The organism is Nocardia sp. NPDC050718 (assembly GCF_040654235.1).
Lineage (GTDB): Bacteria > Actinomycetota > Actinomycetes > Mycobacteriales > Mycobacteriaceae > Nocardia.
In genome coordinates, this window is sequence record NZ_JBFAHQ010000001.1 from 41247 (window position 1) to 66064 (window position 24818).

General features: G+C 70.7%; 24 protein-coding genes. 12 read left to right on the forward strand and 12 right to left on the reverse strand.

Annotated features, from left to right (window positions below; genetic code table 11):
* Positions 1-4: 4 nt before the first annotated feature.
* The 3 genes from AB0H54_RS00200 to AB0H54_RS00210 all read right to left on the reverse strand — a co-directional run bounded on the left by AB0H54_RS00200 (position 5) and on the right by AB0H54_RS00210 (position 4279).
* Positions 5-1168, reverse strand: a complete 1164-nt coding sequence (locus AB0H54_RS00200; RefSeq protein ID WP_357341771.1) for a hypothetical protein — start codon at positions 1166-1168, stop codon at positions 5-7.
* Positions 1169-1251: 83 nt separating this feature from the next.
* Positions 1252-3141 (reverse strand): serine/threonine-protein kinase, encoded by a 1890-nt coding sequence (locus tag AB0H54_RS00205; RefSeq protein ID WP_357341773.1) that lies wholly within the window; start codon positions 3139-3141, stop codon positions 1252-1254.
* Positions 3142-3322: 181 nt separating this feature from the next.
* Positions 3323-4279 (reverse strand): DMT family transporter, encoded by a 957-nt coding sequence (locus AB0H54_RS00210; protein WP_357341775.1) that lies wholly within the window; start codon positions 4277-4279, stop codon positions 3323-3325.
* A gap of 105 nt (positions 4280-4384) precedes the next feature.
* On the opposite strand from AB0H54_RS00210, the gene AB0H54_RS00215 reads away from it, so the two are divergent.
* Positions 4385-4897 (forward strand): hypothetical protein, encoded by a 513-nt coding sequence (locus AB0H54_RS00215; protein ID WP_357341777.1) that lies wholly within the window; start codon positions 4385-4387, stop codon positions 4895-4897.
* On the opposite strand, the gene AB0H54_RS00220 is transcribed toward AB0H54_RS00215, so the two are convergent.
* The 3 genes from AB0H54_RS00220 to serS form a co-directional block, all read right to left on the reverse strand.
* Positions 4898-6310, reverse strand: coding sequence for an MFS transporter (locus AB0H54_RS00220; RefSeq protein WP_357344116.1), 1413 nt, complete (start codon positions 6308-6310; stop codon positions 4898-4900).
* Between the two features lie 100 nt (positions 6311-6410).
* Positions 6411-8240, reverse strand: a complete 1830-nt coding sequence (locus AB0H54_RS00225; protein WP_355283703.1) for a bifunctional diguanylate cyclase/phosphodiesterase — start codon at positions 8238-8240, stop codon at positions 6411-6413.
* Positions 8241-8318: 78 nt separating this feature from the next.
* Entirely contained in the window at positions 8319-9575 is a 1257-nt protein-coding gene (gene serS / locus AB0H54_RS00230) for a serine--tRNA ligase (RefSeq protein WP_355283706.1), read from the reverse strand.
* A gap of 80 nt (positions 9576-9655) precedes the next feature.
* On the opposite strand from serS, the gene AB0H54_RS00235 reads away from it, so the two are divergent.
* From AB0H54_RS00235 to AB0H54_RS00260, 6 genes are all read left to right on the forward strand, one after another.
* Entirely contained in the window at positions 9656-11353 is a 1698-nt protein-coding gene (locus AB0H54_RS00235) for an aldehyde dehydrogenase family protein (protein WP_357341780.1), read from the forward strand.
* Between the two features lie 84 nt (positions 11354-11437).
* Positions 11438-12511, forward strand: a complete 1074-nt coding sequence (locus tag AB0H54_RS00240) for a septum formation family protein (protein WP_357341781.1) — start codon at positions 11438-11440, stop codon at positions 12509-12511.
* Positions 12512-12513: 2 nt separating this feature from the next.
* The gene (locus AB0H54_RS00245; RefSeq protein WP_355283827.1) at positions 12514-12864 is read left to right on the forward strand and encodes a metallopeptidase family protein; all 351 of its coding nucleotides are present in this window, start codon (positions 12514-12516) and stop codon (positions 12862-12864) included.
* 109 nt (positions 12865-12973) lie between these two features.
* Positions 12974-13285 carry a PE family protein gene (locus tag AB0H54_RS00250; protein ID WP_355283715.1) on the forward strand — a complete coding sequence of 104 codons (312 nt, stop codon included), beginning with the start codon at positions 12974-12976 and terminating at the stop codon, positions 13283-13285.
* Between the two features lie 46 nt (positions 13286-13331).
* A complete protein-coding gene (locus AB0H54_RS00255; protein WP_357341783.1) occupies positions 13332-14462 on the forward strand; it encodes a PPE family protein in 1131 nt (376 codons plus the stop codon).
* Between the two features lie 62 nt (positions 14463-14524).
* On the forward strand, positions 14525-15295 hold the full coding sequence (locus tag AB0H54_RS00260; protein WP_357341785.1) for an ESX secretion-associated protein EspG: 771 nt from the start codon (positions 14525-14527) through the stop codon (positions 15293-15295).
* Here the strand turns inward: AB0H54_RS00260 and AB0H54_RS00265 are convergent, their stop codons facing one another.
* The 3 genes from AB0H54_RS00265 to AB0H54_RS00275 are packed head-to-tail and all read right to left on the reverse strand — an operon-like array spanning position 15296 to position 17348.
* A complete protein-coding gene (locus tag AB0H54_RS00265) occupies positions 15296-15964 on the reverse strand; it encodes a histidine phosphatase family protein (RefSeq protein WP_357341787.1) in 669 nt (222 codons plus the stop codon). It abuts the gene before it with no gap.
* Entirely contained in the window at positions 15961-16875 is a 915-nt protein-coding gene (gene pheA, locus AB0H54_RS00270; protein WP_357341788.1) for a prephenate dehydratase, read from the reverse strand. The genes AB0H54_RS00265 and pheA overlap by 4 nt, the downstream gene beginning before the upstream one ends.
* A gap of 41 nt (positions 16876-16916) precedes the next feature.
* Positions 16917-17348 carry a hypothetical protein gene (locus AB0H54_RS00275; protein WP_357341789.1) on the reverse strand — a complete coding sequence of 144 codons (432 nt, stop codon included), beginning with the start codon at positions 17346-17348 and terminating at the stop codon, positions 16917-16919.
* 111 nt (positions 17349-17459) lie between these two features.
* Here AB0H54_RS00275 and AB0H54_RS00280 point away from each other — a divergent pair, with 111 nt between their 5' ends.
* From AB0H54_RS00280 to AB0H54_RS00300, 5 genes are all read left to right on the forward strand, one after another.
* Positions 17460-18221, forward strand: a complete 762-nt coding sequence (locus tag AB0H54_RS00280; protein ID WP_355283731.1) for a DUF2470 domain-containing protein — start codon at positions 17460-17462, stop codon at positions 18219-18221.
* A gap of 54 nt (positions 18222-18275) precedes the next feature.
* Positions 18276-19052: a CPBP family intramembrane glutamic endopeptidase gene (locus AB0H54_RS00285; protein ID WP_355283734.1), complete on the forward strand. Its 777-nt coding sequence runs from the start codon at positions 18276-18278 to the stop codon at positions 19050-19052.
* A 132-nt stretch (positions 19053-19184) separates the two neighbouring features.
* Complete coding sequence (locus AB0H54_RS00290) at positions 19185-20615, forward strand: LCP family protein (RefSeq protein WP_357341790.1); 1431 nt, start codon at positions 19185-19187, stop codon at positions 20613-20615.
* Positions 20616-20624: 9 nt separating this feature from the next.
* Positions 20625-21164 carry a ferritin gene (locus AB0H54_RS00295; RefSeq protein WP_355283739.1) on the forward strand — a complete coding sequence of 180 codons (540 nt, stop codon included), beginning with the start codon at positions 20625-20627 and terminating at the stop codon, positions 21162-21164.
* An 84-nt stretch (positions 21165-21248) separates the two neighbouring features.
* Entirely contained in the window at positions 21249-21797 is a 549-nt protein-coding gene (locus tag AB0H54_RS00300) for a ferritin (RefSeq protein WP_357341791.1), read from the forward strand.
* Between the two features lie 248 nt (positions 21798-22045).
* Here AB0H54_RS00300 and AB0H54_RS00305 read toward each other — a convergent pair whose 3' ends face one another.
* The 3 genes from AB0H54_RS00305 to AB0H54_RS00315 are packed head-to-tail and all read right to left on the reverse strand — an operon-like array spanning position 22046 to position 24734.
* The gene (locus tag AB0H54_RS00305) at positions 22046-22966 is read right to left on the reverse strand and encodes a DUF5926 family protein (RefSeq protein ID WP_355283744.1); all 921 of its coding nucleotides are present in this window, start codon (positions 22964-22966) and stop codon (positions 22046-22048) included.
* Between the two features lie 53 nt (positions 22967-23019).
* Entirely contained in the window at positions 23020-23787 is a 768-nt protein-coding gene (locus AB0H54_RS00310; protein ID WP_355283747.1) for a glycerophosphodiester phosphodiesterase, read from the reverse strand.
* Positions 23784-24734 carry a DUF4328 domain-containing protein gene (locus tag AB0H54_RS00315; protein ID WP_357341792.1) on the reverse strand — a complete coding sequence of 317 codons (951 nt, stop codon included), beginning with the start codon at positions 24732-24734 and terminating at the stop codon, positions 23784-23786. Before AB0H54_RS00315 ends, AB0H54_RS00310 begins: the two co-directional genes overlap by 4 nt.
* Between the last annotated feature and the right edge of the window lie 84 nt (positions 24735-24818).

A 24818-nucleotide genomic window follows, 5' to 3' on the forward strand; every position in this document is an offset into this window, starting at 1 on the left:
CGTCTCACCGGGATCCGCTCAGCAACGCGTACTGCGCGACCGCGAGTTGCCGGACATCGGTTTCCTGATTGCTGTAGACGCGGGCGACGAATTCGTCGCGACGAACCAGGCACGCGAACCGGCGGGCGGCGCTCACCTCGGTATTGGGTCGCGCCGCGCGATAGCACGTCACCCCGCTGAGCCCGGACACCTCGCCGATCGCCGTGTAATCGGCGGCCAGCAGCGTCTTCTCCTCGGTCTCGGCGTGGGTCCGGGCGGCACTCGCGTCCCGCGCCCGATGCAGGAACTTGTTGTACGAGACCGCGACCGCGTCGATCGAGCTCGCTTCGAAATCGCGCAGCCGAGCCGCCGGCTTGTCGAGGAGCAGGGCGTAGGTTCGCGGCCCGTAGATCATGAAATCCCAGCGGTCCGGCCAGTATTCGCCGGTCTTGACCACCCGGGTGAGCAGGTGCGCGCTGTCGAGTTTCAGGGTCGGCAGGTCGGCGGCCGAGGTGGGGACGAAGCCGTCGAGCTCGGTCAGCTGGGCGCGGTAGGTGCGGGTGAGCAGTTCGGTCAGCACCTCGGGTCGCGGGTCGACGACCTTCGCGTACACCCGGATCACCAGGTTCTTCCACACCAGCCAGCTGCCGACCGTCGGCACACCGGGCCGCCAATGGCTCAGCGCGGCGGGGTAGTCGGGCAGCGGCAGCGGCGCGTTCTCGGTGTTGGCGCCGAAATCCGCGGCGGCCATCGCCTGCGCGGCGGCACCGGCCTGCTCCGCGTCGGGCAGGGACAGGATCGTGATCGACAGCAACTTGTGCTGCTGCTCGTTGTCGGGGCGGCCGTTGCTGCCGATCGCGCCGAAACCGGCCAGCACGTCGAAGGGTTGCAGGGCCGATTGCTGCACGCCCGAGAGCAGTTCGTCGACGCCGCGCGCCCCGACGACCACGCCGCCGCCGTCACCCTCGACCAGATCCGGGTCGACCCGGTCGGCGAACAGCAGCCGCTCCCCGATGCGCACCGATTCCACCAGCGAGCCACGCACGCGGCTCGGCGCGTCGTCGAAGGCGCCGGGGACGGGTTCCAGGGCGTAGCCGCCGTGGTCGGCCTCCGCGGAATCGTCACCGCACGCCGAGGTGAGCAGCGCGAGCGACAGCAGCGCCGCGAGACAACGCGACCGGTAACGCACGAATGATCCCCTCCGACCGGCGGTCTGACCGCCGGACCCCTCCCGAACTCTGCCGTGAAACTATCACCCGGCTATCGGCGCCGCTACTGCGCGGGCAACCTGCCGACGGCTTGCTTCACCAGCGGGTCGGCGATCTCGCACAGCTGGGCCGTGCGCAGGGCCGGATCGCTCACCAGGATCTCGACGACCTCGGTGAAGGTCTGGCCGACCTTGCGGTAGCGGTAGGTCCGGCGGCATTCGGACGCCGGGGCGGTGATCTCGCCGGACTTCTCGACCAGGATGCCGTCGCCGATATCGATCGTCTCCTCCGCCATCGAGGTCTGCCGCTGTCGTGGCTGTGCCAGCGTGACCCGCACGCTGGTCGTCCCCGGCCAGTGGCAGGTGTGCGCCGACACCGCGGCACCGGCGCCGAGTCGCGCGAAGGCCGTGTTGTCGACCAGGGCACAGGGATCGACCGAGGCCAGCGAGCGCTGCGCGGCGGGATCGGCCGACAGCCCACCCAGCGACGCGGTCAGCCGGTCGACGACCTGGTCGGCGAGGGCGCAGTCATCGCTGGTGAAGGTGTCGGCCGTGATGCCCCAGCGCGCGCCGGCTGCACCGCCCTCGATCGCGAAGGCGCAGTCGGCGCCTCGACGAGCCACCGCGTAGCCGTTGACCACCCGCTCGTTCGGCTCGAATCCATCGATCGCGGCGCCGATTTCGACCGCGACGCGCGCGGCTCCCGAGGTGCCGTCGCAGCCCCAGCTCGACGTCGCCTGCCAGCGCCAGGACGACACATCGGTGGACGCCTTGGCCGCGGCGGCGCTCGGCAGGGTGGTGCCGAGCGCCTTCGGCAGCCAGGCGCATGTGTCGACGCCGCGCAGCTGGTCGATGCTCGGGAGGGTGGCCGTCGGCGTCGCGGTCGGGGGCGCCGCTTCGCCGCCACGCAGCACGACCGCGGTGAGCCCGGCGGCGAGCACCGCCGCCACCGCCACGGCGACCCCCACCCGCAGTGCCGTGCGCCGCTTCCGGGCCGGCGCGGTGGGCGGTGACGCGGTGGGCGCCTGGGGAATCGCGAGGTCGGCCGGAATGATCTGGGTCGCCTCGGGATCCGAGGTGAGCGCCACCAGATTCCGGGTCTGATCGGTGATTTCGGTGTGGATCGGCGCGGGCCAAGGGTGCGGCTGGACCGGGAGGACGCCTAGGTAGTCCAGGATCTGCGCGGGAGTGGGCCTGGCCTGGGGGTCCTTGCGCAGGCACCCCGCGATCAGCTCACGCAGCGGCGCGGGGACCTGGTCGAGCTGGGGTTCGCTGTGGACGATGTTGAACAGGGTGTACGGCGCGGAGGTGGCGGCGAACGGGCTCTGTCCGGTGGCCGCCATGCACAGCAGCGAACCGAGGGAGAAGACATCGCTGGCCGAGGTCACCGGCTCGCTCATGGCCTGCTCCGGTGACATGTACGCGGGCGAGCCGACGACGGCGCCGACCTCGGTGAGCGCTCCGGAACCCACCGCCTGGGCGATGCCGAAATCGATGACCCGGGGCCCGTCGGCGGCGAGGATCACGTTGGCGGGCTTGAGATCACGGTGCACCAGGCCGGTGGCATGGATGGAGTGCAGGGCCGAGGCGAGGCCGGAGGCGAGGGTGCGCAGCGCCGGGACGGGCAGCGGGCCGAGTTCGCGAACCGCGCGATCCAGCGGGACACCGGCGATGAACACCGAGGCCAGCCAGGGTGTTTCGCCGCTGGTGTCGAAGTCGACGACCGCAGCGGTGAACGCGCCGGACACCCGGGCGGAGATGGCGACCTCACGCTCGAAGCGGGCCCGGAACTCGCGGTCGTCGAGCAGGTGGGCGTGGATCTGCTTGATCGCGACGAAGCGCCCGTCCGGGCCTGTGGCCAGCAGCACCCGCCCCATCCCGCCCGCGCCGAGCACACCGCGAATCCGGTACCGGCCGATCATCGTCAGTTCGCCCGCCGCCAACGGCTCGATCACTTCGGCACTCCCCCACTTCACTCCCGCCGCGGCGGGCGAGCCGGTCCGTTCAGCCCGGCTCGGTACGTTCGCGAGCAACCTAACACCCACGCCGACAGCGCGGTTCATCCGTGACGACCCGGCCGGAACGGCGCCGCGCGATAGAGCCGGACCGCAACTCCATCGGATCGCCCGACGCCGCCTAGGAGGCGCCTCGCCGGGTGGTCGCGGCCGACGCGCGAGCGGCCACCGCGACCGCGGCGAGGACGATCGCGCAGCTGAGAACGGCTGTGGTGGAAAGTTTTCCGTCGATGGCGTCGAGCAGGAGGGCGGTGACGAGCTGGCCTGCTACAGAGGTCAGGCCGAGGAGGAGGACGCCGATCAGGCCGACGGTGACGGCGGCCAGGGCGATGAAGGCGACGCCGATCAGGCCGCCGAGGTAGAGCCAGGGGTCCGTGGGGAAGGTGGTCGGCAGGCCGGTGCGGAGCAGGGTGACCAGGTCGAACGCGCAGAGGGCGACCAGGCCGACGACGAAGTTGACCAGGGTGGCGGAGAAGGGGCCGCCGACCGCGCCGACCCGGCCGTTCACGGCTTGCTGCCAGGCCAGGCCGACGCCGGCGAGCGCGGGGAGGGCGATGAGCAGGAGCGGGAGGTCGGGGACCCCGGTGACCGCGCCGGCGGGGACGGAGTGCCCGCCCGCCGAGAGGAAGACGCCCGCGATGCCGAGCACGGCGGCGACCACCCGCCACCCGGTGACCGGCGTGCGACCGGCGGGCGCGATGCCGAGCCGATCGACGACGAGACTGCTGAGCAGCTGACCCGCCACCGCGGCGACGGTGAAGGCCGTGACGCCGATCGCGGCGATCGTCAGTCCCTGGCTCGCGACGAAGAACGCGCCGCACAGGCCACCGAGCAGCTGCCAGGGCCGCAGCGTGCCGTCCGCGACGCCGGTGCGCACCCGGCCCAGCCCGGCGCGCAGGGCCGGGCTGCCCGCGAAGGCGATCAGCAGGACCAGCAGGCCGGTGCCGAAGCTGATCGTGGCGGCCGCGACACCGTCACCCAGTTCCGCGCCGAGCGCGCCGTTGATCCGCCCCTGCACGGCGACGCCGGCGCCGATGCAGAAGCCGAAGATCAGTCCGAGACCGCCGCGCCCGACCACCGCGTCCTTTCGTCACCGTGCCGCTGTGCCCTTCGACAGTAGACTCACCGGTGGTGTCCGGACACGCGTCAGGGGGCGAGAACGATGTCGGCGAACGATGTTCCGATGCAGGCACACCCGGTGATCGACGAGGTACTGGCACGTCATCGCGCGGCGCTCGGACCGGACGAACAGACCTACCGCAACCACGTCTATCGCTGCGCGAACTACCAGCGGGCGCTGCTCGGCGGGGAGCTGCCGGACGCGGCCGCCCTGGCCTGGGCCGTACACGATCTGGGGATCTGGACGGCGGGCACCTTCGACTATCTCGCGCCGTCGGCCGAGCTCGGCGACCAGCTCGCGGCCGGGTTCGGGATCACCGATCCGGAACTCGTGCGGACGATGGTGCTCGATCATCACGGTCTGCGGGCCAGGAGCGATCCGCTCGTCGAGACGTTCCGGGTCGCCGATCGCGTCGATGTCAGCCACGGCGTGCTCCGGGGCGGGATCGACGCGGGGTTCGCCGCGCAGGTCGTCGCACGGTTTCCGTATCGGGGATTCCACGGCTTCCTGGTGCGCAGCGCGCTGCGGCAGGCGGTGCGGCATCCCACGCGGCCGCTGCCGATGCTGCGGTGGTGACTAGTCGTCCGAGACCCGCGGCGGCAGCCAGCTCGGGGTGAGCAGCGCGGCCGCGAGCAGGACCGTGCCGAGCAGGGCGATCGTGGCCGACATCGTCAGCCACTGGGTGGCCGCGGCGACGAAGCCGAACACCGCCAGCGCGACGATCTCCGAGAGCAGTCCGGAGAACGACAGCACCGTCGCCCGCGCCGGGCCCGCGATGGCGGCCTGCAGCCGGGCTCCGGCCACCACCTCGATCGCGAAGTCGACACCGTAGGCGATGCCGATACCGACGAAGCCGGCCCACAGCAGGATCGGGCCGACGGTCGGCGCGGCGCCCACCGCCAGCGCGCCCGCGATGAACAGCAGACCGGCCGCGAACAACGCGACGGCCAGCCAGCGCGCCGGGACGACCTCGGTCCGGCCCGCCAGCAGCGAACCGGCGAGCGAACCGACCACCGTCACGCCGACCAGCAGCGCGGACGTGCTCGTCGACGAGCCACCGGACACCGCGAGCAGACCGAAGTACTCGTCGAAGGCGGTGACGCCGTACAGCAGGGCGCCCAGCAGCACGCCACGGCGCACCCGGCGCACCCGGAACGCCTCGGCGGTGCCGGTGCGCAGCATGTCCAGGTAGCGCGCCAGGCCGGTCGGCGTCGTCGACCGAACCGCGATTTCCTGGGCGGGCGCGACCCGGTCGCCCGTGCGGACGCTGGGCGCCAGGTCGTCGACGCGGGTCGTTTCGGCGGTGCCCGCCGGGCGTGGGTGCCCGGGAGCCGCGCCGGGAACCCGGTGCGGGCCCGCGGCCGGTGGCTCGTCGTCGAGGTCGTCGACGGCGGTGGCGGAGATGGCGACCGGCGGGCTCGGCAACGCCACCGCGGTCAGGGTGTGCAGCAGGGCGATACCGACACTGACCCAGCCGACCAGCGGATAGCCGCCGAGCGCGAAGAGCGGGGCGGCCACCAGGATCGCCGCCAGCACCGTGGTCTCCTGGGCGCCACGCGCCCAGCCCATGATCCTGGCGTAGGCCGACGGTTCCCCACGGGCGACCAGGTCGTCGTAGATCAGCGCCTCGAAGGTGCCCGATTCCAGCGACGACGCGATACCCCAGATCACGAAGCCCAGCGCGAAACCGAGGAACGACGGGGCCAGCATCCACAGCGCGAAGCAGGCCGCCTGCAGCAGGCAGCTCAGCACCAGCAACGCCCGACGCGAGACGGTGTCGGCCCAGGCGCCCGACGGCACCTCCAGCAGGAAGGCGGTGATCGACCAGAGGGCGAGCAGCAGCGAGATCTGCGCGGTGCTCAGGCCGTGGTCGGCGAAGAGCACACCGTAGAGCGCATAGATCGGCAGCAGGTCGCGCGTGCCCCTGAACAGGACCGCCCGAACCGCGACACCGCGCACGTCGACCGGGTCACTGGTCAAGCGCGCCACCACCGCCGCAGCGCGCCGGTAGAGCTCCGAAGATCAACAGCGGTAGATGAGCATTCGCATGCGTCCATGGTTCGCCGCGAGCGGGCGAGACGTCAAGCGATTAACCGAGCGGAATCCAGCCGCTCGCCGAGAGCGAATCGTCGTCGGTGCTGCCGGTGCGCGGCTGACCGTCGTTGAGATCGTTGATCAGTTCCGAGACCGGATGCGAGTCGCTGTAGTGGTAGCCCTGGGCCAGCGCGAAGCCGAGCTCGGTGAGCACCGCCGCCTGGTATTCGGTCTCCACGCCCTCGGCGATGACCTGCAGATCCAGCGATTTGCTGAGCGCGGCGATCACCCCGAGCAGCGGCGGCGCCGGTGAGTCGGAGCGGATCGCGGCGACGAAGGACTGGTCGACCTTGAGGATGTCGCTGGGGATGGTGGCCAGGCGGCTCAGCGAGGAGTAGCCGGTGCCGAAGTCGTCGATGGCGATGCGCACGCCACGGTCGCGCAGGGTGTGCAGGTTGGTGATCGCGGTTTGCGATTCGGCGGCCAGCTCGCTCTCGGTGACCTCGAGGACCAGCTGATCGGCGGGCCAGCCGGTGTCGTTGAGGATGGTCGCGACCCGCTCGGCGTAGTCGGGTTCGGCCAGCTCCAGGCCCGAGACGTTGACGTTCAGGGTGAGGTCGAGCGAGGCGAAGCTCTCCTGCAGGCGGGCGGCGTCGGCGCACGCGCGGCGCAGCACCAGCTCGTCCAGGTCGGAGATGAGGTCGTATTCCTCGGCGACCCGGATCAGACCCTCGGTGGTGACCTCCGGCTGGGCGTTGGACGACCAGCGCAGCAGCGCCTCGACCCCGACGGCCTGGCCGCCGTCCTCGGACAGGCTGACGATCGGCTGGTAGTGCACGTCGAGCGCGCCGCGGTCGATCGCCTCGCGCAGCTCCACCGCCAGCGGCAGCTGCCGCGACGACTCGAGCACCGTGCGGTTGCGGCCCGCCTGTTTGGCCCGGTACAGGCCGACATCGGCGCGGCTGATCAACAGCGACCCGGACTCGCCCGGCTGCCAGGAGGTGACACCGGCCGAACAGCCCATGGTCACCGCGGCGCGCAGCTTCTCGGTGAGCAGGATCGCGGCCTGCTCGGTGGTGCCGGGCAGCAGCAGCGCGAAGACGTCGCCGCCGAAGCGGGCCAGCACCTGATCGGGGGCGAGCAGGTCGAGCCAGGTGTCGGCGACCCGCTGCAGCACCGCGTCCCCGGCGCGGTGGCCGAGGTGATCGTTGATCTTCTGGAAGCGGTCCAGGTCGACCAGGACCAGGGCAAGGCCCTGACCGCCGCGACCCGCCGCGTCGATCGCGGGGTTGAGCTGCTTCTCGAAGCCACGCCGGTTCAGCAGCCCGGTGAGCACATCGATATCGGCGTCGGAGGCCATCCTGGTCAGGATGCCGACGACGACACCGGCGCCGAAGGTGACACCGGCCGGGATCATGCCCGACCACCACGGCAGCCCACGGTCGGGCAGCACCCACAGGCACAGCGCCATGGCGAAGCCGATGTGCGCCGCGGCCTGGGGCCACGCGAAGAACAGCGCGGCGTCACAGGCGACGAAGACGTAGAACGAGGCCAGCGTGATACCGCCGACCAGGTTCGGGAAGGAGTGCACCGCGATCGTCACCAGGACGGTCGCGGTCGCCAGGTAGAGGTGGTGCAGGGAGTGCGGCATCCGCGGACCCCACGCCAGCAACGTCAGACCGAGCACCAGCGCGACCGCCGCCGCCGTACCGACCAGCAGCCGATTACCGTCGTCACCCGGTGCGATGGCAGTGATCGTCAGGCCGAGGACACCGCCGAGGACGTAGAACGCCCCCGTTGTCCTGGCCATGACCTTCGCCGTCGCCAACGCCGATGCCGCCCGCACCCGGGTTCGGGTATCGCCGCGCGCCCCGATTCCTCGCACGAGCACCAGCCTAGATGTTGTTCGGTCAGGGCGTTTGCCACATCCACCAAATGGGAGTCCAGCAAACAGTGAAGGACTCTACGGTTTGAGTACTTCGGTGCCGACGAAGGGCACCAGGGCCGCGGGCACCCGCACCGAACCGTCGGCCTGCTGGTGGTTCTCCAGAATCGCCACGATCCAGCGCGTGGTCGCCAGCGTGCCGTTCAGCGTGGCCGCGACCTGCGCTTTCCCGTTCTCGTCGCGGTAGCGCACGGCGAGCCTGCGGGCCTGGAAGGTGGTGCAGTTCGAGGTCGAGGTGAGTTCGCGGTAGGTCTGCTGGGTGGGCACCCAGGCCTCGCAGTCGAACTTGCGCGCCGCCGAGCTGCCCAGGTCGCCCGCGGCCACGTCGATGACCCGGTAGGGCACGTCGATCGCGGCCAGCATCTCACGCTCCCACGCGAGCAGCCGCTGATGCTCGGCATCGGCCTGCTCGGGGGTGGTGTAGACGAACATCTCCACCTTGTCGAACTGGTGCACGCGGATGATGCCACGGGTGTCCTTGCCGTAGCTGCCCGCCTCGCGGCGGAAGCACGACGACCAGCCCGCGTAGCGCTTCGGGCCCTCGCTCAGGTCGAGGATCTCCTCGGCGTGGTAGCCGGCCAGCGGCACCTCCGAGGTGCCGACGAGGTACAGATCGTCGTCGGCCAGGTGGTAGACCTCCGCCGAGTGCTGACCGAGGAAGCCGGTCCCGGCCATGATCTCCGGGCGCACCAGCACCGGCGGGATCATCATGGTGAAGCCGTTGGCGACGGCCTTCTGCGCGGCCAGCTGGAGCAGACCCAGCTGCAACAGCGCGCCCGCGCCGGTCAGGAAGTAGAACCGCGAGCCCGACACCTTGGCGCCGCGCTCCATATCGATCAGGCCGAGCGACTCGCCGAGCTCGAGGTGATCCTTCGGCTCGAAGTCGAACTCCGGTGGGGTGCCGACCGTTTCGAGCACGATGTAGTCGTCCTCGCCGCCGGCGGGCGCGCCGTCCTGCACCACGTTGGAGATGGCGCGGTGCGCGGCGTCGAGGTCGGCGTCGGCCGCGTTCTGGGCGACCTCGGCTTCCTTGACCTTGGCGGACATGTCGGTCGCGGCGGCCAGCAGCGCCGGACGCTCGTCCTTGCTCGCCTTGCCGATGACCTTGCCCATCGCCTTGTGCTCGGCCCGCAGCGTATCGGCGGTGGCCACGGCGGCCCGGCGCGCGGCGTCGGCTTCGAGCAGGGCGTCGACGAGTGCGGGGTCCTCACCGCGGGCCCGCTGCGAGGCTCGGACGGCTTCCGGGTTCTCGCGCAGGAATCGGAGGTCGATCATGAGAAAACAGCCTAGTAGTTTACTCAACTCTTAATCCCGCGGCCTATGCCTTCCGGGCCGAACAGGAGCATAGTTGCGGTGTGAGTACTACTTTCGACACCGCCGTCATCGACACCGCGCTCGCTGATCTCACACAGGGGGAAAAGACCTGGGCCGCGACCGACCTGCGCCGTCGCCGCGAACTGCTCGAGGAACTCCATACGAACACCGCCGCCAACGCCGAGGCGTGGGTGGCGGCGGCCCGCACCATCAAGCAGCTGTCCGCCGACAGCCCGCTGGTCGGTGAGGAGTGGATGTCGGGGCCGATGACGATGCTGGCCGGCGCGCAGGCGCTGGCCGAATCGATCGGCGCGCTCGAGCGCGGCGCGAGCCCGCTCGACGGTGTCGACCTCGGCACCGCCCCCGGTGGCCGGGTCTCGGTGCCCGCGCTGCCGCACGGCGTCTACGACAAGCTGCTGCTCAGCGGCTTCAGCGCCGATGTCTGGCTGCGTCCCGGCGTCGACGCGGCCACCGCGCGGCGCAAGGCCGGGCTGGCCCAGCTGGAACCGGCCGCGACCGGCGGTGTCGGCGCGGTGCTCGGCGCCGGCAACATCATGTCGATCGCGCCGCTGGACACCCTCTACGAGCTCTACGCCAACAACCGGGTCGTCGCGCTCAAGCTCAACCCGATCACCGATCCGCTGCTGCCGGTGTTCCAGGCCATCTTCGCGCCGTTCATCGAGCTCGGGGTCGTCCGCATCCTCACCGGCGGCGCGCCGGAGGGCGGCTACCTGGTGACCCATACGCAGGTCGCGCACGTGCACATGACCGGCGGCGCGCCCACCCACGACGCGATCGTGTGGGGTCCCGGCGAGGCGGGCGCCGAGCGCAAGAAGACCGGCGAGCCCGCGCTGGACAAGCCGATCACCAGCGAACTCGGCGGCGTCGCCCCGTGCATCGTGGTGCCGGGCGACTGGTCCGCCGCCGACCTGAAGTTCCAGGCCGAGCACGTGGCGACCCAGCGGCTGCACAACGGCGGCTACAACTGCGTCGCCGCCCAGACCGTGGTGCTCAGCGCGGACTGGCCGCTCAAGGACGCGTTCCTCACCGAACTGCGCGCGGCGATCGACAGCGCGCCCGCGCGGCCCGCCTACTACCCGGGCAGCGACGGCCGGGTGGAGGGCGCGCTGTCGGCGTACCCGGGTTCGGAGCGGGCCAACGGCCGCGTGCTCGTCGAGAACCTGCCCACCGCGGACACCCCGCTGCTGCGCACCGAGTACTTCTCCCCCGTGCTCGGCGTGGTCGAGCTGACCGGCACCGGCGGCGAGTTCCTCCGCAACGCGGTCGATTTCGCCAACGACGAGCTGATGGGCACGCTCGGCGCCAACATCATCGCCCACCCGGCGACGATCAAGGAGCTCGGCGGCGCGCTCGACACCGCGATCGAGGACCTGCGCTACGGCACCGTCGCGCTCAACGCGTGGACCGGCCTGGCCTTCCTCACCCCGCGCGCGAGCTGGGGCGCCTTCCCCGGCCACACCCTCGACGACATCCAGAGCGGCATCGGCGTCGTGCACAACGCCTTCCTGCTCGACGATGTGGAGCGCACCGTGGTCCGCGGCCCGTTCCGGCCCGCGCCCCGCGCGCTGCTGCACGGCGAATTCACCCTGAGCCCGAAGCCGCCGTGGTTCGTCAGCAACAAGACCGGCACCGGCACTGGTCGCAAGCTCACCGATTTCTACGGCGACGGCAAGAAGACCCGCCTGCCCGGCATCTTCGCCTCGGCCCTGCGCGGCTGACGGCCACGGCCCGGGACCTGCGCCGACGGGTTCCGGGCCGAAGGTCGTGGCACGGCGGCGACCGCGCTGCCATGATGGACCGCGATGTCTGATGAGCAGAGGGAACCAGCCGAGGGATCCGCGTCGCGTGGCCGCGTCCCCAGTTCGCTGCATCTGTCGGCGACGAAACTGCGGTGGGGGCTGCTGATCGGCGCCCTCGGTGCGGTGATCGCGGCGATGGTCACCATGCTGGTCACCGGCTTCGAGAACGACAAGGGCCTGGAGGCGCACCAGCCCGGCTCCGAGCCCGTGGTCAGGGACAAGGAGTTCTCCAGCGCGAACGTGGGCGACTGCCTGAGCTGGACCAAGGCCGACCGCAGCGACCTGGTGAAGGTGAACTGCGACGACAAGCACCTGTTCGAGGTGGCCGGCGTCATCGATCTCGCCGCCTACCCGGGCCGGGAGTTCGCCGGCGGCACCAGGCACCCCGATTCGCTGCGGATGACCGAGCTGCGCGACGAGCACTGCGTCCCCGCGGTGCAGCAGTACCTGGGCGGGCGCTTCGATCCGCGCGGCCGGTACATGGTGAACGTGATGTCGCCGAGCCCGGCGGGCTGGCAGCACGGCGACCGCACCCTGCGCTGCGGCCTCCAGGTCGCCGCGACCGCGACCAGCCCGGCCGCGACCGGCGCCGTCGCGAGCCAGGACCAGTCGAAGGTGCACGCCACCGGCACCTGCCTCGGCATCAATCAGAACCTGCCCACCGATCCGGTCGACTGCGCCCAGCCGCACTCGGTCGAGATCGTCGGCACGGTCGACCTGGCGAGCAACTTCACCGGCGGGCCGCCCTCGGAGGCCGACCAGGACAAGTACGTCGAGTCCGAATGCAACCGGCTCTCGACCGACTATCTGGGCAGCCCCGACGCCATCCGGAACAAGACGCTGACGCTGTTCTTCGATTATCTGGAACCGACCAGTTGGCTCGCGGGCAGCCACAAACTGGATTGCTGGCTCGGAAAAGGCGCCGACCGTGAGGGATTCGCCGCGATCGTCGGATCGGCCCGCGGCGAGATCCTGATCGATGGTCAAGCCCCGGTGCCGCCGCCGAACACCGGCCGCTCCACGCCCGCCCCGCTGCCCGGCGCGGCGCCGCTGCCCCCGCAGCCGCAGCCGCGGTGACCGTGTCGGAACGGATGTCGCCGGAGCGCTTCGAGGAGCTGGTCGGCGACGCGCTCGACCTGATCCCGCCCGAGCTGGCCGAGGCGATCGACAACGTCGTGGTGCTGGTCGAGGCCAGAAACGACGAGGAACCCTCGCTGCTCGGGCTGTATCACGGCATCGCGCTCACCGAGCGCGACAGCTACTACGCGGGGTCACTGCCGGATACCGTGACCATCTATCGAGAGGCTATTCTCGACATCTGCGATACCGACGACGAGGTGGTCGAGGAAGTAGCGATCACCGTGATCCATGAAATAGCACACTATTTCGGGATTGACGACGACCGGTTGCATGAGCTGGGATGGGGCTAGCGAAACTGGGTGGGGAATCGATGGAACCGAACGACCCGCTCTCGCGTCCTATCACTCGTAGGGGGAATTCTCGTGGTTCCCGATAGTCGCCACCAGAAGGAGTCGGGTCATGGTCGGACACGTTCTCGTCACACCTGAAATCGTCCTCGCCGCTGCCGCCGAGCTGGATCTGCTCGCCGAGCGCCTCGCCGTGGCCGCCGGCCTCGCCGGGCCAACCACCCATGTGCTCCCGTCCGGTGCCGAAGAGGTGTCGCTGCTCGCGGCCTCGCACTTCAACCGCGCCGCCGCCACGCACGACAGCTCCGTCGCCCAGGGCATCCTCGAGCTGCACCACGCGGCCGCGACCCTGCGCTCGCAGCTCGTCACCAATATCGGCGAGGACATCGCCCAGGGCGCGGCGATCACCGCGATCCAGGTCTAGTCGTACCCGATCCGTCGTCGATCATTCATTCAGGGGAGAAACAAGCATGACCGCAGGGATCACCGGGGTCTTCTGGCTGCCGCGCATGGCAGAAGTCAACTCGACCACGCTCAACGCGGGCGCACACGCCGTTCCGATCTCCGCTGCCGCCACCTCGTGGGGCACGCTGGCCGCGGCGTGGGGTGACGCAGCCTTCACCGTCACCCGCGTCATCGCCGAGGTCGGCGTCGGCCTGCAGGGTGTCAACGGCCTCGCCGTGCTCGCCAAGCTCGCGCCCTTCGGCGCCTGGGCGGGTCAGCAGGGCATCATGGCCGCGGCCATGGGGGTCAAGGCCACCGCCAACGCCACCGCCTACACTGTGGCCTCGCTCGCGATGCCGAGCCTGCCCGAGATCGCCGCGACCAACACCGCGGTGGCCGCGTCGGCCAACCCGCCCGGTGTCGTGTCCGGCGCCTTCGAGGCGGCCGAGGTCGCCCGCCACGCCATGGACATCCGCGCCGCGCTGGTGATGGAGACCTACGAGGCCGCCACCACCGCCACCGTCACCACGCCCGGTGAGTTCTCGATGCCGCCGACGATCGCCAACGGCGCGGGCACCGCGGCCGAGGGCGACTTCGGCGGCGACCCGCTGAGCACCGCGGTCGCCGCGGCGCAGGCCTTCGTCACCAACCCCGGTGTCGTCAGCGCCGCCACCCAGGCGGCCAATGTCGCCGGTGGCGTCGTCACCAGCGGCGTCAGCACGGTCGGCAACATCGGCGCCTCGGCGATCTCGGCCGCCACCTCGGCGACCGTGCCCGCGGCCACCGGCGCGGCACCCGCGATGGCGAGCCTCGGCGCGGTCGGCGCGGCGGCCGGAGTGGCCACCACGTCGGCGGGCCTCGGCAACGTCTCGCTCAGCAACGGTCAGCTGAAGCTGCCCGAGGGCTGGGGCGCGCCGGCGGCCAACGCGCCCGCCGCGGCGCCCGCGGTCACCGAGTCGGTCGTCGCCCGCGCGGACGGTGCGCCCGTGCGCAACGCGAACACCAGCGGCAACCCGCTGATGGGCAACCGCGCCAACGGCGAGGACGACGACGAGCACGACGCCGTCGACTACGGCCGTTCGGACGAGGCGTTCACCGACGGCCGGTACACGGCCGAAGGTGTGATCGGCGGCGATCTCGCCGGATCGGCCAAGTGACGGTGCTCGGGGGGAGTAGCGGGGGTTCGTTGCTGGAGGCCGTCGTGCTTTCGCTCGACGAGATGCAGTTTCTCCTGGAGAAGCTGCAATTCGACGAGATGCCCGTGGTGCTCGACGCCATGGGTCGCTACGACAACATCTCGACGCACGACGCCGCCATGAAGGCGGCCGAAGCCGCTCTCACCGAGCGTGAACTGCTGTTCGGTGACGTGGTCCAGACCGAGCTGGCCGAGCGCCTGCGGGTGCTCTACCGGCCGCAGTGGATCATCGCCCTGCGCTGGGTGGTCCAGGGCCACGTCAACAGATTCTGCCTGGCGCAGGGCGACGACCGCGCGGTCGTCGCCCTGCGCGGGCCGGAGTCCTTCGTCATCGACGACGCGGGCCTCGACCTGCCGGGCGCGGTGCTGCAGGCGCTCGGGCACTCCGAAGCGCTCGAGCTGTACGGGATGAACGCGCCCACCGAGGAACTCGCGCCGATCTTCGGCGACACCGGTGACGTCGCGGCCACCACGCAGCGGCTGAGCAAGATCGGCAAGCCGGCCACCGACGCCCAGGCCCTGGCCTCGGCCCTGGTGGAGATCCACTCCTACGCCGAGATCGTCGGCGTCGCCTACGGTGACGGCACCCGCGACATCCAGGACAACCACATCGCCGTGTTCAACACGCGCGCGGGCCGATTCATCATCACCGCCAGCATGGCCGACGACGGCGTGAAGTGGTCGTCCATCGCGACCGGCACCACCGCGCGCCTGCGCACCGCGGTGGCCGATCTCATCGAGTCGCTGCCGATCCGCGCCGAGTTCCCGACCGCGAAGGCCGACAACCCGGTCTGATCAGCCCATCGGGTCGTCGGCCGACGGCGCGGCCTCGAGCGCGAACGGCGGGGTGAACCTGCCCCAGCGCAGGCACTCCCAGCCGCCGTCGGCGGTGGGGAGCAGCTCGATGGTCTCGGTGTTGTCGAGGTGGTTGTTCGTCGTGAACGGCGGCGCCACCCCGGCCAGCGTCATCGCGACCAGGCGCATGGCGGCGCCGTGGTTCACCACGATCACGTCGCCCTCGGCGTCCTCGGTCAGGAATTCCTCGCGCAGTCCGGCGAGGATCGGCACGATCCGGTCGATCACCTCGCGGCCGGATTCTCCTCCGGGCGCCCTGGTGTCGAGCTCGCCGCGATGCCAGCCCCGGTAGATCTCCTGGAAGACCTGGTGCGCGGCGTGGTCCGAGCGACCGTGCAGCTCGCCGACCTGCACCTCGTACAGCCCGTCGAGGACGTGCGCGGGCGAACCGGTGGCCGCCTCGATGTAGCTCGCCGTCTGCCGGGCGCGCAGCGCCTCCGACGACACCAGCACCTGCGGCGCCCGCACCAGCCCGGCGCCGAAGGCTTTCGCCTGTGCCACACCGCGTTCGGTGAGCGGGAGACCGGGCACCTGGGTGTCCAGGATCTTCGCGACGTTGCCCTCGGTCTCGCCGTGCCGCACCAGCACCAGCTTCGCGGGTGTACTCATAGGTCAGCGACCCCCTTTCGCAATTGCGTCAACCATTCTGCGGCAGGTTCGTCCGACGGGGGCGGTGTTCCGACTGCCGCGTACGCGGGCCACGAGCCGAGGTAGCGGACCCGCGCCGTGCGATGCAAAGCCTTCAATGTCTCCGCGACCGCCGGATCGTCGATATGGCCGACGCAGTCCAGGTAGAAGCGGTAGGTGCCCATCGCGGTCCGGGTGGGCCGTGACTCGATCCTGGTGAGATCGACACCGCGGGTGGCGAATTCGGCGAACGCGCGCATCAGCGACCCGGGTTCGTTCGGGAGTTCGAGCACGATCGACGTGCGATCGGCGCCGGTGGCGTGCGGGGCGACCCCGGGTTTCGTCACCAGGACGAAGCGGGTGATCGCCTGCTCGTGGTCGGCCACCCCGGCGGCCAGCGTGGCCAGGCCGAGGCGCTCCCCCGCCAGCGCCGTCGACACCGCCGCGTCGGCGATACCTGCCGCGACGTCCTCGGCGGCGGCCGCGTTGGAGGCCGAGGTGAACGGTTGCGCCGCCGGCATGTTCCGCGCGACCCACTGCCTGACCTGCGCGCCAGCGACCGGGTAGGCCGCCAGCGTGCGCACCTCGGTGAGGGTGGTGCCGGGTCGCGCGAGGATCGTGAAGCTCACCTCGAGCTCGGTCTCGGCGACGATCTGCAGCCGAGGTCCGAGGGCGAGCGAATCCAGCGTCGCCGGGATCGATCCTTCGACCGAACTCTCGATCGGCACGACGGCGCCGTCGACGTCGTCGGACCGGATCAGATCGAGCGCCGCGCCCTGACTCGGCGCGGCGACTCGCTCGACGGGGCCGTCGAAGGCTCCCGAGTTCTCGAACTTCGCCAGAGCCATCTCGGTGAACGTCCCGGACGGTCCGAAATACGCAATACGCGGCACACAGAAAGATTAGCTGGATCGTTGTCCGAAGTCGGCCCGGCTCAGGAATCCAGCACTCGGAGAGCGTCGCGGATCGCCTGCTCATCGTCGGTTTCGATGGCCAGCAGCACGGTGCGGGTGGCTTCGATGGCCGGGGGCTTGAGCGAGGTCAGGAATTCGAGGTCGGGAGTGGTGAGGGCGGTCGGGATGTCCTCGCCGCACAGGGCGGCGACCGTGCCCGCGACGATGGCGACGGCGCGGGGCGCGCTGGCGGTGCGGGCGACGAAACCGTGGTCGGCGTGCGCGATCCGGACCAGGAAGGCCGCCAGTTCGGCGTCGGGGACGTCGATGTCGACGACCTCGGCGGTGGCCGGTGCGCTGCCCGGCGGGCGGACCAGGCCGGCCACCAGGCTGCGGCGAGCGGGGGTCGAGAGCGTGACCAGCACGGGTTCGGCGGGGGTCGGGTGGTCGTCGCCGTGGTCGTCGTGCGTCATCAGACCACCGTAGAGCCGATTCGTTCGCCGATTCGCTCGGGTGTCCTCTTGCGCGAACCGTCGCTGTAACTTAGCTTAGGTTTACCTAATCATCAGTTCGCGGAGGATGTCATGTCGAGCCCCACCACGATTCTCGCGCCGACGACCGCCGAGCGCGTGCGTAGTGCGTGCGCCCACGCGGAAACGGCGATGCTCGCGCTCCCCGGCATCGATCCGGTGCCGACCACGCTGCATCACCTGCGCCGCTGCGGCGACGCGGTGATCGCGGTGCCCGCCACCTCGATCGCGGCGGCGCTGGCGGCGACCGCGAACGAGACCTCGGCGGTGCTCGAGCTCACCGACCACGCGCCGCTGCCGCTGCGCGAACCGGTCCGCGCGCTGGTGTGGCTGCGCGGCTGGGTGCGGCAGGTGCCGATGCAGGCCCAGCGCGCGCTCGCGGTCGAGATCGCCAAGGAATACCCGCATCCGGGGCTGCTGGACGTCGGCCACGGGGTCACCCTGCTGCGCGTCGTGGTGAATTCGGCGGTGCTGGCCGACACCTCGGGCGCGGAATCGGTCGACCACGCCGACCTGCGCGCGGCCACCGCCGATCCGTTCTGCGAGATGGAGAGCGCCTGGCTGCAGCACATGGTCGAGGACCACGCCGACATCGTCGCCATGCTCGCCCGCCACCTGCCGACCCGGCTGCGCGGCGGCCTGGTGCACCCGCTGGCCATCGACCGCTACGGCCTGACCCTGCGGGTGGAGAGCAACGAGGGCGACCACGACGTGCGTCTGCCCTTCGCCACGCCCGCCGACGACGTCGCCGCGCTGAGCAAGGCCGTGCGCATCCTGGCGGGCTGCCCCTTTCTGAACGGCCTGCGCCGCATCTGAATCCGGTCACGGCGCGACGCGCCCCGGCCACCCGGGCTGCCTACACTGCGCGACATGCGCGTCGATCCTCCTGACACAACGCTCAGCGAGCGGGAACGGTTCGGTCTCCGAGTCGAGATCGCCATCGTCCTGCTCGTCACCTTCGGGCTGAGCGGGATCAGCGCGGGCCTGGCCCTGCTCGACTCGGCGCTGGCCCCCGGCGGGGTCGGCGGGCGCACGGTGGCGCTGAACGCCTCGCGCTCGGACAACTCGATCCTCGACCTGCTGTTCCAGCTCGTCGGCGTCACCCGCTTGCTCGCGTGGGCGGCGCTGGGCCTGTACCTGTTGTGGCGCAGCGGGATCGGACCCCGCCTGATCGGGCTGGCCAGGATCCGCCGGACCGACGTGCTGCACGGCCTGATCCTGGCCGCGGTGATCGGCCTGCCCGGACTGGCGCTGTATCTCATCGCGCACGCGCTCGGGGTGAGCGTCACCATCGTGCCCAGCTCGCTGACCGAGCACTGGTGGCGGCTGCCGGTGCTGATCCTGTCGGCCTGCGCGAACGCGGTCGCCGAGGAAGTGCTCGTGGTGGCCTACCTGATCACCCGGCTGCGCAAGCTCGGCTGGTCGGAGAACCGGTCACTGGCCGCCTCGGCGCTGCTGCGTGGCAGCTATCACCTGTACCAGGGGCTCGGTGGCGGGCTCGGCAACATCGTGATGGGGGTGATCTTCGGCCGGTACTGGCAGCGCACCAATCGGCTGTGGCCGCTGATCCTGGCGCACGCGACCATCGATGCGGTCGCCTACCTGGGCTATACCGTGCTGCGCGGCCGCGTCGGCTGGCTGCCGTGAGGCGGCGTGTCACGGCGAGTCTCACCACATCACCGCGTTTCGCGCTAACACGGGCACGCGAGCGGGGTATCCAGTAGTAACCGAGCGCGCACACCGACCCGCGCCCCCGACGATCAGTAGAGTTCCACAGTGATGAACGGCGACGATCCGCGCGATGACCCGCGCAGGCGCCGGGTGCCGCCGCCAGGCCGCCCCGGCGGTCCTGCCGTGCCGCCACCGGCGGGCCGCGGCGCTCCGCCGCGCCGACCGCTGCCCCCGGGCGGCGATCCGGCCATGCGGCGCGGAAACCCGCAGGCCGGGCGCATGCCCGCGCCCGACGAGGGTCCGACCGTGCGCTACAACCCGGCGCCGCGGCGCGAGCGTCCCGCCTCGCATATCGAGCCGACCCAGGTCCTGCATCGCGACGGCCGCGGCGATCAGCCGCTCGCCTATTCGCAGATGCCGCACGAGCAGGTGACACCGCGCGGCCACGCGCCGACGCAGCGCCCGGTGCCGCATCGCGAGCCGGCCAGGCACGCGCCCACCCAGCGCCCGGTCCCCCATCACGACGCCGTCCCGCCCCGGCGGCGCACCCCGCCGCCCGCCGACGCGGGCGGGCAGGTCCAGCCGCCGCGACGACGGCGCAGGCGGCATCCGTTCCGGTGGTTCCTGGTGGTCGTCGTGCTGCTGATCGTCGGCCTGATCGCCGGGGTGGTGCACCTGGACAACTCGCTGACCCGTATCCCCGCGCTCGCCTCCTACAGCGACCGGATCGGCAATACGCCCGGCACTAACTGGCTGCTGGTCGGTTCCGACGGCCGCGGCGACCTGTCGACCGAGCAGGAGCAGGAGCTGGCGACCGGCGGCGACACCGGCCCGGAACGCACCGACACGATCATACTGGTGCACATCCCGTCGTCCGGGCCGACCACGATGGTCAGCCTGCCGCGCGACTCCTACGTCAGCATTCCCGGCCACGGCAAGGACAAGCTGAACGCCTCGTTCGCGTTCGGCGGCCCGTCGCTGCTGGTGCAGACGGTGGAGGAAGCCACCGGCGTGCGGATCGACCACTACGCCCAGATCGGCTTCGGTGGCTTCGCCGGCGTCGTCGACGCGCTCGGCGGCATCGAGATGTGCCTGGACGAGCCGATCGTCGACCCACTGGCCGGGCTCGACCTGCCCGCAGGCTGCCAGGAGCTGACCGGCCCCGAGGCGCTGGGCTTCGTGCGCACCAGGGCGACCCCGCGCGCGGACGTCGACCGGATGAAGCACCAGCGGATGTTCATGTCGGCGCTGCTGAAGAAGGCGACCAGCCTGGGCACCCTGGCCAATCCGTTCGCGCTGTGGCCGATGGCCACCGGCGTGGCCGGATCGCTGAAAGTCGATGACGGCGACCACATCTGGAACCTGGCCGCGCTCGGCTGGGCGATGCGCGGCGACACCGTCACCACCAGCGTGCCGATCGGCGGATTCGACGACACCGACGTCGGCAACGTGCTGCTGTGGGACAAGACGAAGGCGAGCGCCTTCTTCGACGCCCTGGCCAAGGATCAACAGATTCCCGAGGACCTGCTGACGCGGTAACGTCGTTGTATGGCCGAGGACCGTTCGTTCATCGAGCTGCTGCGGGACCAGATCCGGCACGGGCTGACCGCAGCACAGCAGTATCTGGCCGCCGCCGTGTACTTCGACGCCGAGCGACTACCGGAGCTGGCCGCGCAGACCTACGCCCGCTCGGCCGAGAACCGGGGCCACGCGATGCGGATGGTCCAGTATCTGCTCGATCGCGATGTCGCGGTGACCATCGGCGGGCTCGACGAGCTGCGCTCGGAGTTCGATTCGCCGCGCGCCGCGATCGCCTTCCTGCTCGATCGGGAGCGGACCGCCACCGCGCAGATCAGTGCCTTGGCCGGGGCGGCGCGCGAGGCCGAGGATTTCCTCGGCGAACAATTCGTGCAGTGGTTCCTGAAGGAACAGGTCGCCGATGTCGCGGAGATGAGCACGCTGCTCACCGTGCTGGACCGGCAGGACAATCTGTTCGACGTGGAGGAATTCATCCGGCGTGAGCTGGCAGGCGCTGTGCCAGTGGACAACACGGCGCCGAAAATGGCGGGCACAGGGCAGCTTCAGTAAGGGAATACTTGGTTAGGAAATACTTCCCTCAATAAGGTTGCACTTGGATGACAACCCCCTTTTACCAGGTCTAATGTTGCGGCCATGTCGATTCATCCGGAACCCCCGCGCAGCAAATTCCACAGCCTGCTCCAAGACCAGATCCGGCATGAGTTCAACGCCGAGCATCAGTACATCGCCATTGCGGTGTGGTTCGACAACAACGACCTCCCGCAGCTGGCCAAGCGGTTCTACGCCCAGTCCGTCGAAGAACGAAACCACGCGATGATGATCGTGCAGTACTTCGTCGATCGCGACATCAGCGTGGAGATCGCGGGCATCGATGCCGCGAAGTCGAGCTTCGAGACCGCCCGTGAGCCGATCGAACTGGCCCTGGCCCAGGAGAAGACGGTCACCGACCAGATCATCCGGCTCGCCAGCACGGCCCGTGAAGAGGGCGACTACCTCGGCGAGCAGTTCATGCAGTGGTTCCTGAAGGAACAGGTCGAAGAAGTCGCGCACATGACGACGCTGCTCAACATCGCCGATCGCGCCGGGTCGAACCTGTTCGACCTGGAGGCGTTCATGTGGCGTGAGCTCAGCACCCCGAAGGACGCGTCGGGCGCACCGTCCGTCGCCGGCGGCAGCGTCTGATACAGCCACCCGGATTCGGCTCGCGCACGCGAGCCGAATCCGTTGTGCGCTTCACCAGCCGGAGCCGGAACCGCCCGAGCCGGTATTGGCCAGAATGGTGCCGATGACCATCTGCGCGAGGCCGGCGACAGAACCGAGAAACTCCATTGTTGTCCCTTTCCACTTCGCCGATTGGTCGGCGTAGGCGTGAACCTAGCCGACCCGGCAAGTGAAATGGGATTATTTCATTTAGTTCAGCATGGAAGAGTTCAGCGCAGGGTGACCTGACGCGAACGCAGTCCGTCGCGCGAGCGACGCTCCTCGCCCGACATCGGGGCATCCGAGGCCAGCGCCTCGGCCAGCCGCGCACCGAATTCCCGTGCGGGCGTTTCCCATTCGGTCGGGTGCCGCTCGGGATCGAGATCGAACACCGGCACCAGCAGACCGTGCGTACGGAACGAGCCGGCGAAGCGCGAACCCTCGCCCATGTGCAGGCCACCGCCGGCGTGCACGCGCGCCAGCGCCAGCATCAGCTTGTCCTCGTCCTCGGGACGGACCCAGCGCACGTGCGCTTTCTCGCCCGCGTCGACCCACCAGGCCGCGCCGATGCCGTCGGCACCCAGATCCAGCCGGGCCGAGGGCATGATCGCCTGCTTGGCCTGCTCGATCGTCGCCGCCACCTGCGGATCGGGGGTCACACCCTCGGGCACCCACCAGTCGAAGTCCTGGTGCACGGTGAGCTCGAGGTCGGCGCCCGGATCGATGACGTCGGCCAGGCGCGGACCGCCCTCGACCGAATCGGCCGAGTTCAGCGACTCGCCCGGCTCGGCGGACTGGGTCCACAGGATCGCCGCGGCGATGTCGGCGTTCGGGTCGGTGCCCTGGAACTGCATCTGCGTGCCGACGAAGCCGACCGGCTCGTCACCGGCACGCACCAGCGCGGCCACCGCACCGGGCAGCACCGTCGCCAGCGTCACCTCGCGCTGCGCCGCGACACCGGGCGCCAGCTTCAAGGTCGCGGTCGCCGACGGCACGAACTCCCGCAGCGCCACCAGATCACATTCGGCAGCAAGCCCCTCGAACGGCCGCGTCACGGCCGCAGATGCCTGCTCCTGCGCCGCACGCCGCTCGGCGAGACGCTGAGCCCGATTACTGTCGGGCTTCGGACTGTTCCGCTTGCTTTTACCCACGCACGGAGTTTATGGCCGGGCGGCGCTGTCGCCGCACGCGACCCTGCGGAAACTCAGACGCCGGCCAGCAGCGCCTTCGTGCGGCCCGGGTGGTTGGTGGCGACCCAGCTGACGCCCAGGTCGGCGCACAATTTCACGTCGTCGGGATCGTCGACGGTCCAGCAGTAGGTGGCCCGGCCCGCCGCGGCGGCCTTGTCGACGAGTTCGGGGTGCTCGCGCAGGGTCTTCACCGACGGGCCGACGGCGGTGGCGCCGACGGTGGTCGCCGCGCCGCCGCCGAGGAAGCGCGAGGACTCACCGAGCAGCACGGTCGGCAGCAGCGGCGCGGCGCGGCGGATCCGCCAGACCGCGGTCGCGGCGAACGACATCACCACCGCGCGGGAGTGATCGGCCGAGGCCGGCGTCGCGATGCCGAAGCGCTGCAGTTCGGCGAGCACCTTGTTCTCCACCAGCGCGCCGTAGCGCACCGGGTGCTTGGTCTCGATGAACAGCTTGGTCGGCCTGCTGCGCCAGTCGAGTACCAGGCCGATCAGATCGCTGAGGGCGAGCACGCCCGACGGCGCGTCCTCGGTGCCGAAGTTCATGTCGCGCAGCTCGGCCAGGGTCAGTTCGCTGACCAGGCCGGTGGCGTCGGAGGTGCGGTCGACGGTGCGGTCGTGCACGCAGACCAGATGACCGTCGCGGGTCAGCCGGACGTCGCACTCGACGCCGTCGGCGCCCTCTTCGAGGGCGAGCTCGTAGGCGGCGAGAGTGTGCTCGGGGCGCGCCGCGGACGCACCGCGGTGCGCGACGACGAATGGCGCCCGATTGCCCTGGCTCACTTGGCCACAACCTCCTCCTGCGTATTCTCGCCCGTTCCGGCGGAATCCGCGCGTTCACTGTCATCCTGCCCGCTCGCGGGCGCACCGGGCTGCACCGGGGCGATGACGACCTCCGCGGGATCGGCGGCCATCACCCAGCGGTGCGCCGAACGCGGCTCGCCGCGCAGGTCACGCCCTTCGAGCAGGCGCACGGTCCACAGTGTGAGCACGACGAACCCGGCCGCGCACAGATCGCTGAACGCGGTGAACGAGACGCCGTCGGCCTCGGCCTGCAGGGTCGACGCGTCGCGCCAGAGGGTGGCCGCGACGAGGATCAGACCGCTGACCGCCCAGGCCGCCCACCAGATCCGCACGGCCCGCTGGGCGCGGGGATCGGGTGCGGGCCCGAGCAGTTCGGTGAGGAAGACGCCGGGCCAGATCAGGTTCACGCCGGGCACCAGGCAGCCGAGGATCAGCGTCCAGCGGCGGCGCGGATCGCGCCTGCCCTCGGCCGCGAACCTCGCCTTGCGCGTCTCGATCAGCCAGCCGGTCAGCGCAAGCGCGGTGGCGAGCGCGCACAGCGGCGCGATGACGCCGAACACCCACACCGACATGTCGGAGATCCACAGCAGCCAGCTGGGGATGAGCTTGGTGCGGTTGCGCAGCAGGATGAGGTACCGGCCGTACTCGGCGCAGGCGGCGACCAGGAAGGCCAGCGCCGTCACCACCAGCAGGACATCGCGCGAGGCGGCCAGGCCCCACAGCGGCCGCTCGGGGGTGCGGGCCGGAGCGGGCGGCGGATCGAGCAGACCCCAGCGCGGGATCTCGGTGTAGTGCGGGGTGGGGCCGAGCGGCGCCGGCACGGTCGAGGTCGCGGCCTTGCGGGCGCGATGGTCGGGCCTGCGGGCGATCCAGCGGTAGTTGCGCTGGGCGGCGGGCGCGTCGACCCGGCCCGGCGACAGCAGCACGCCACGGCACCGCGGGCACCAGTGCATCGGCGCGCCCTGTACGGCCCACCGCGCGCCACAGCGTGCACATGGTTGCACCACCGA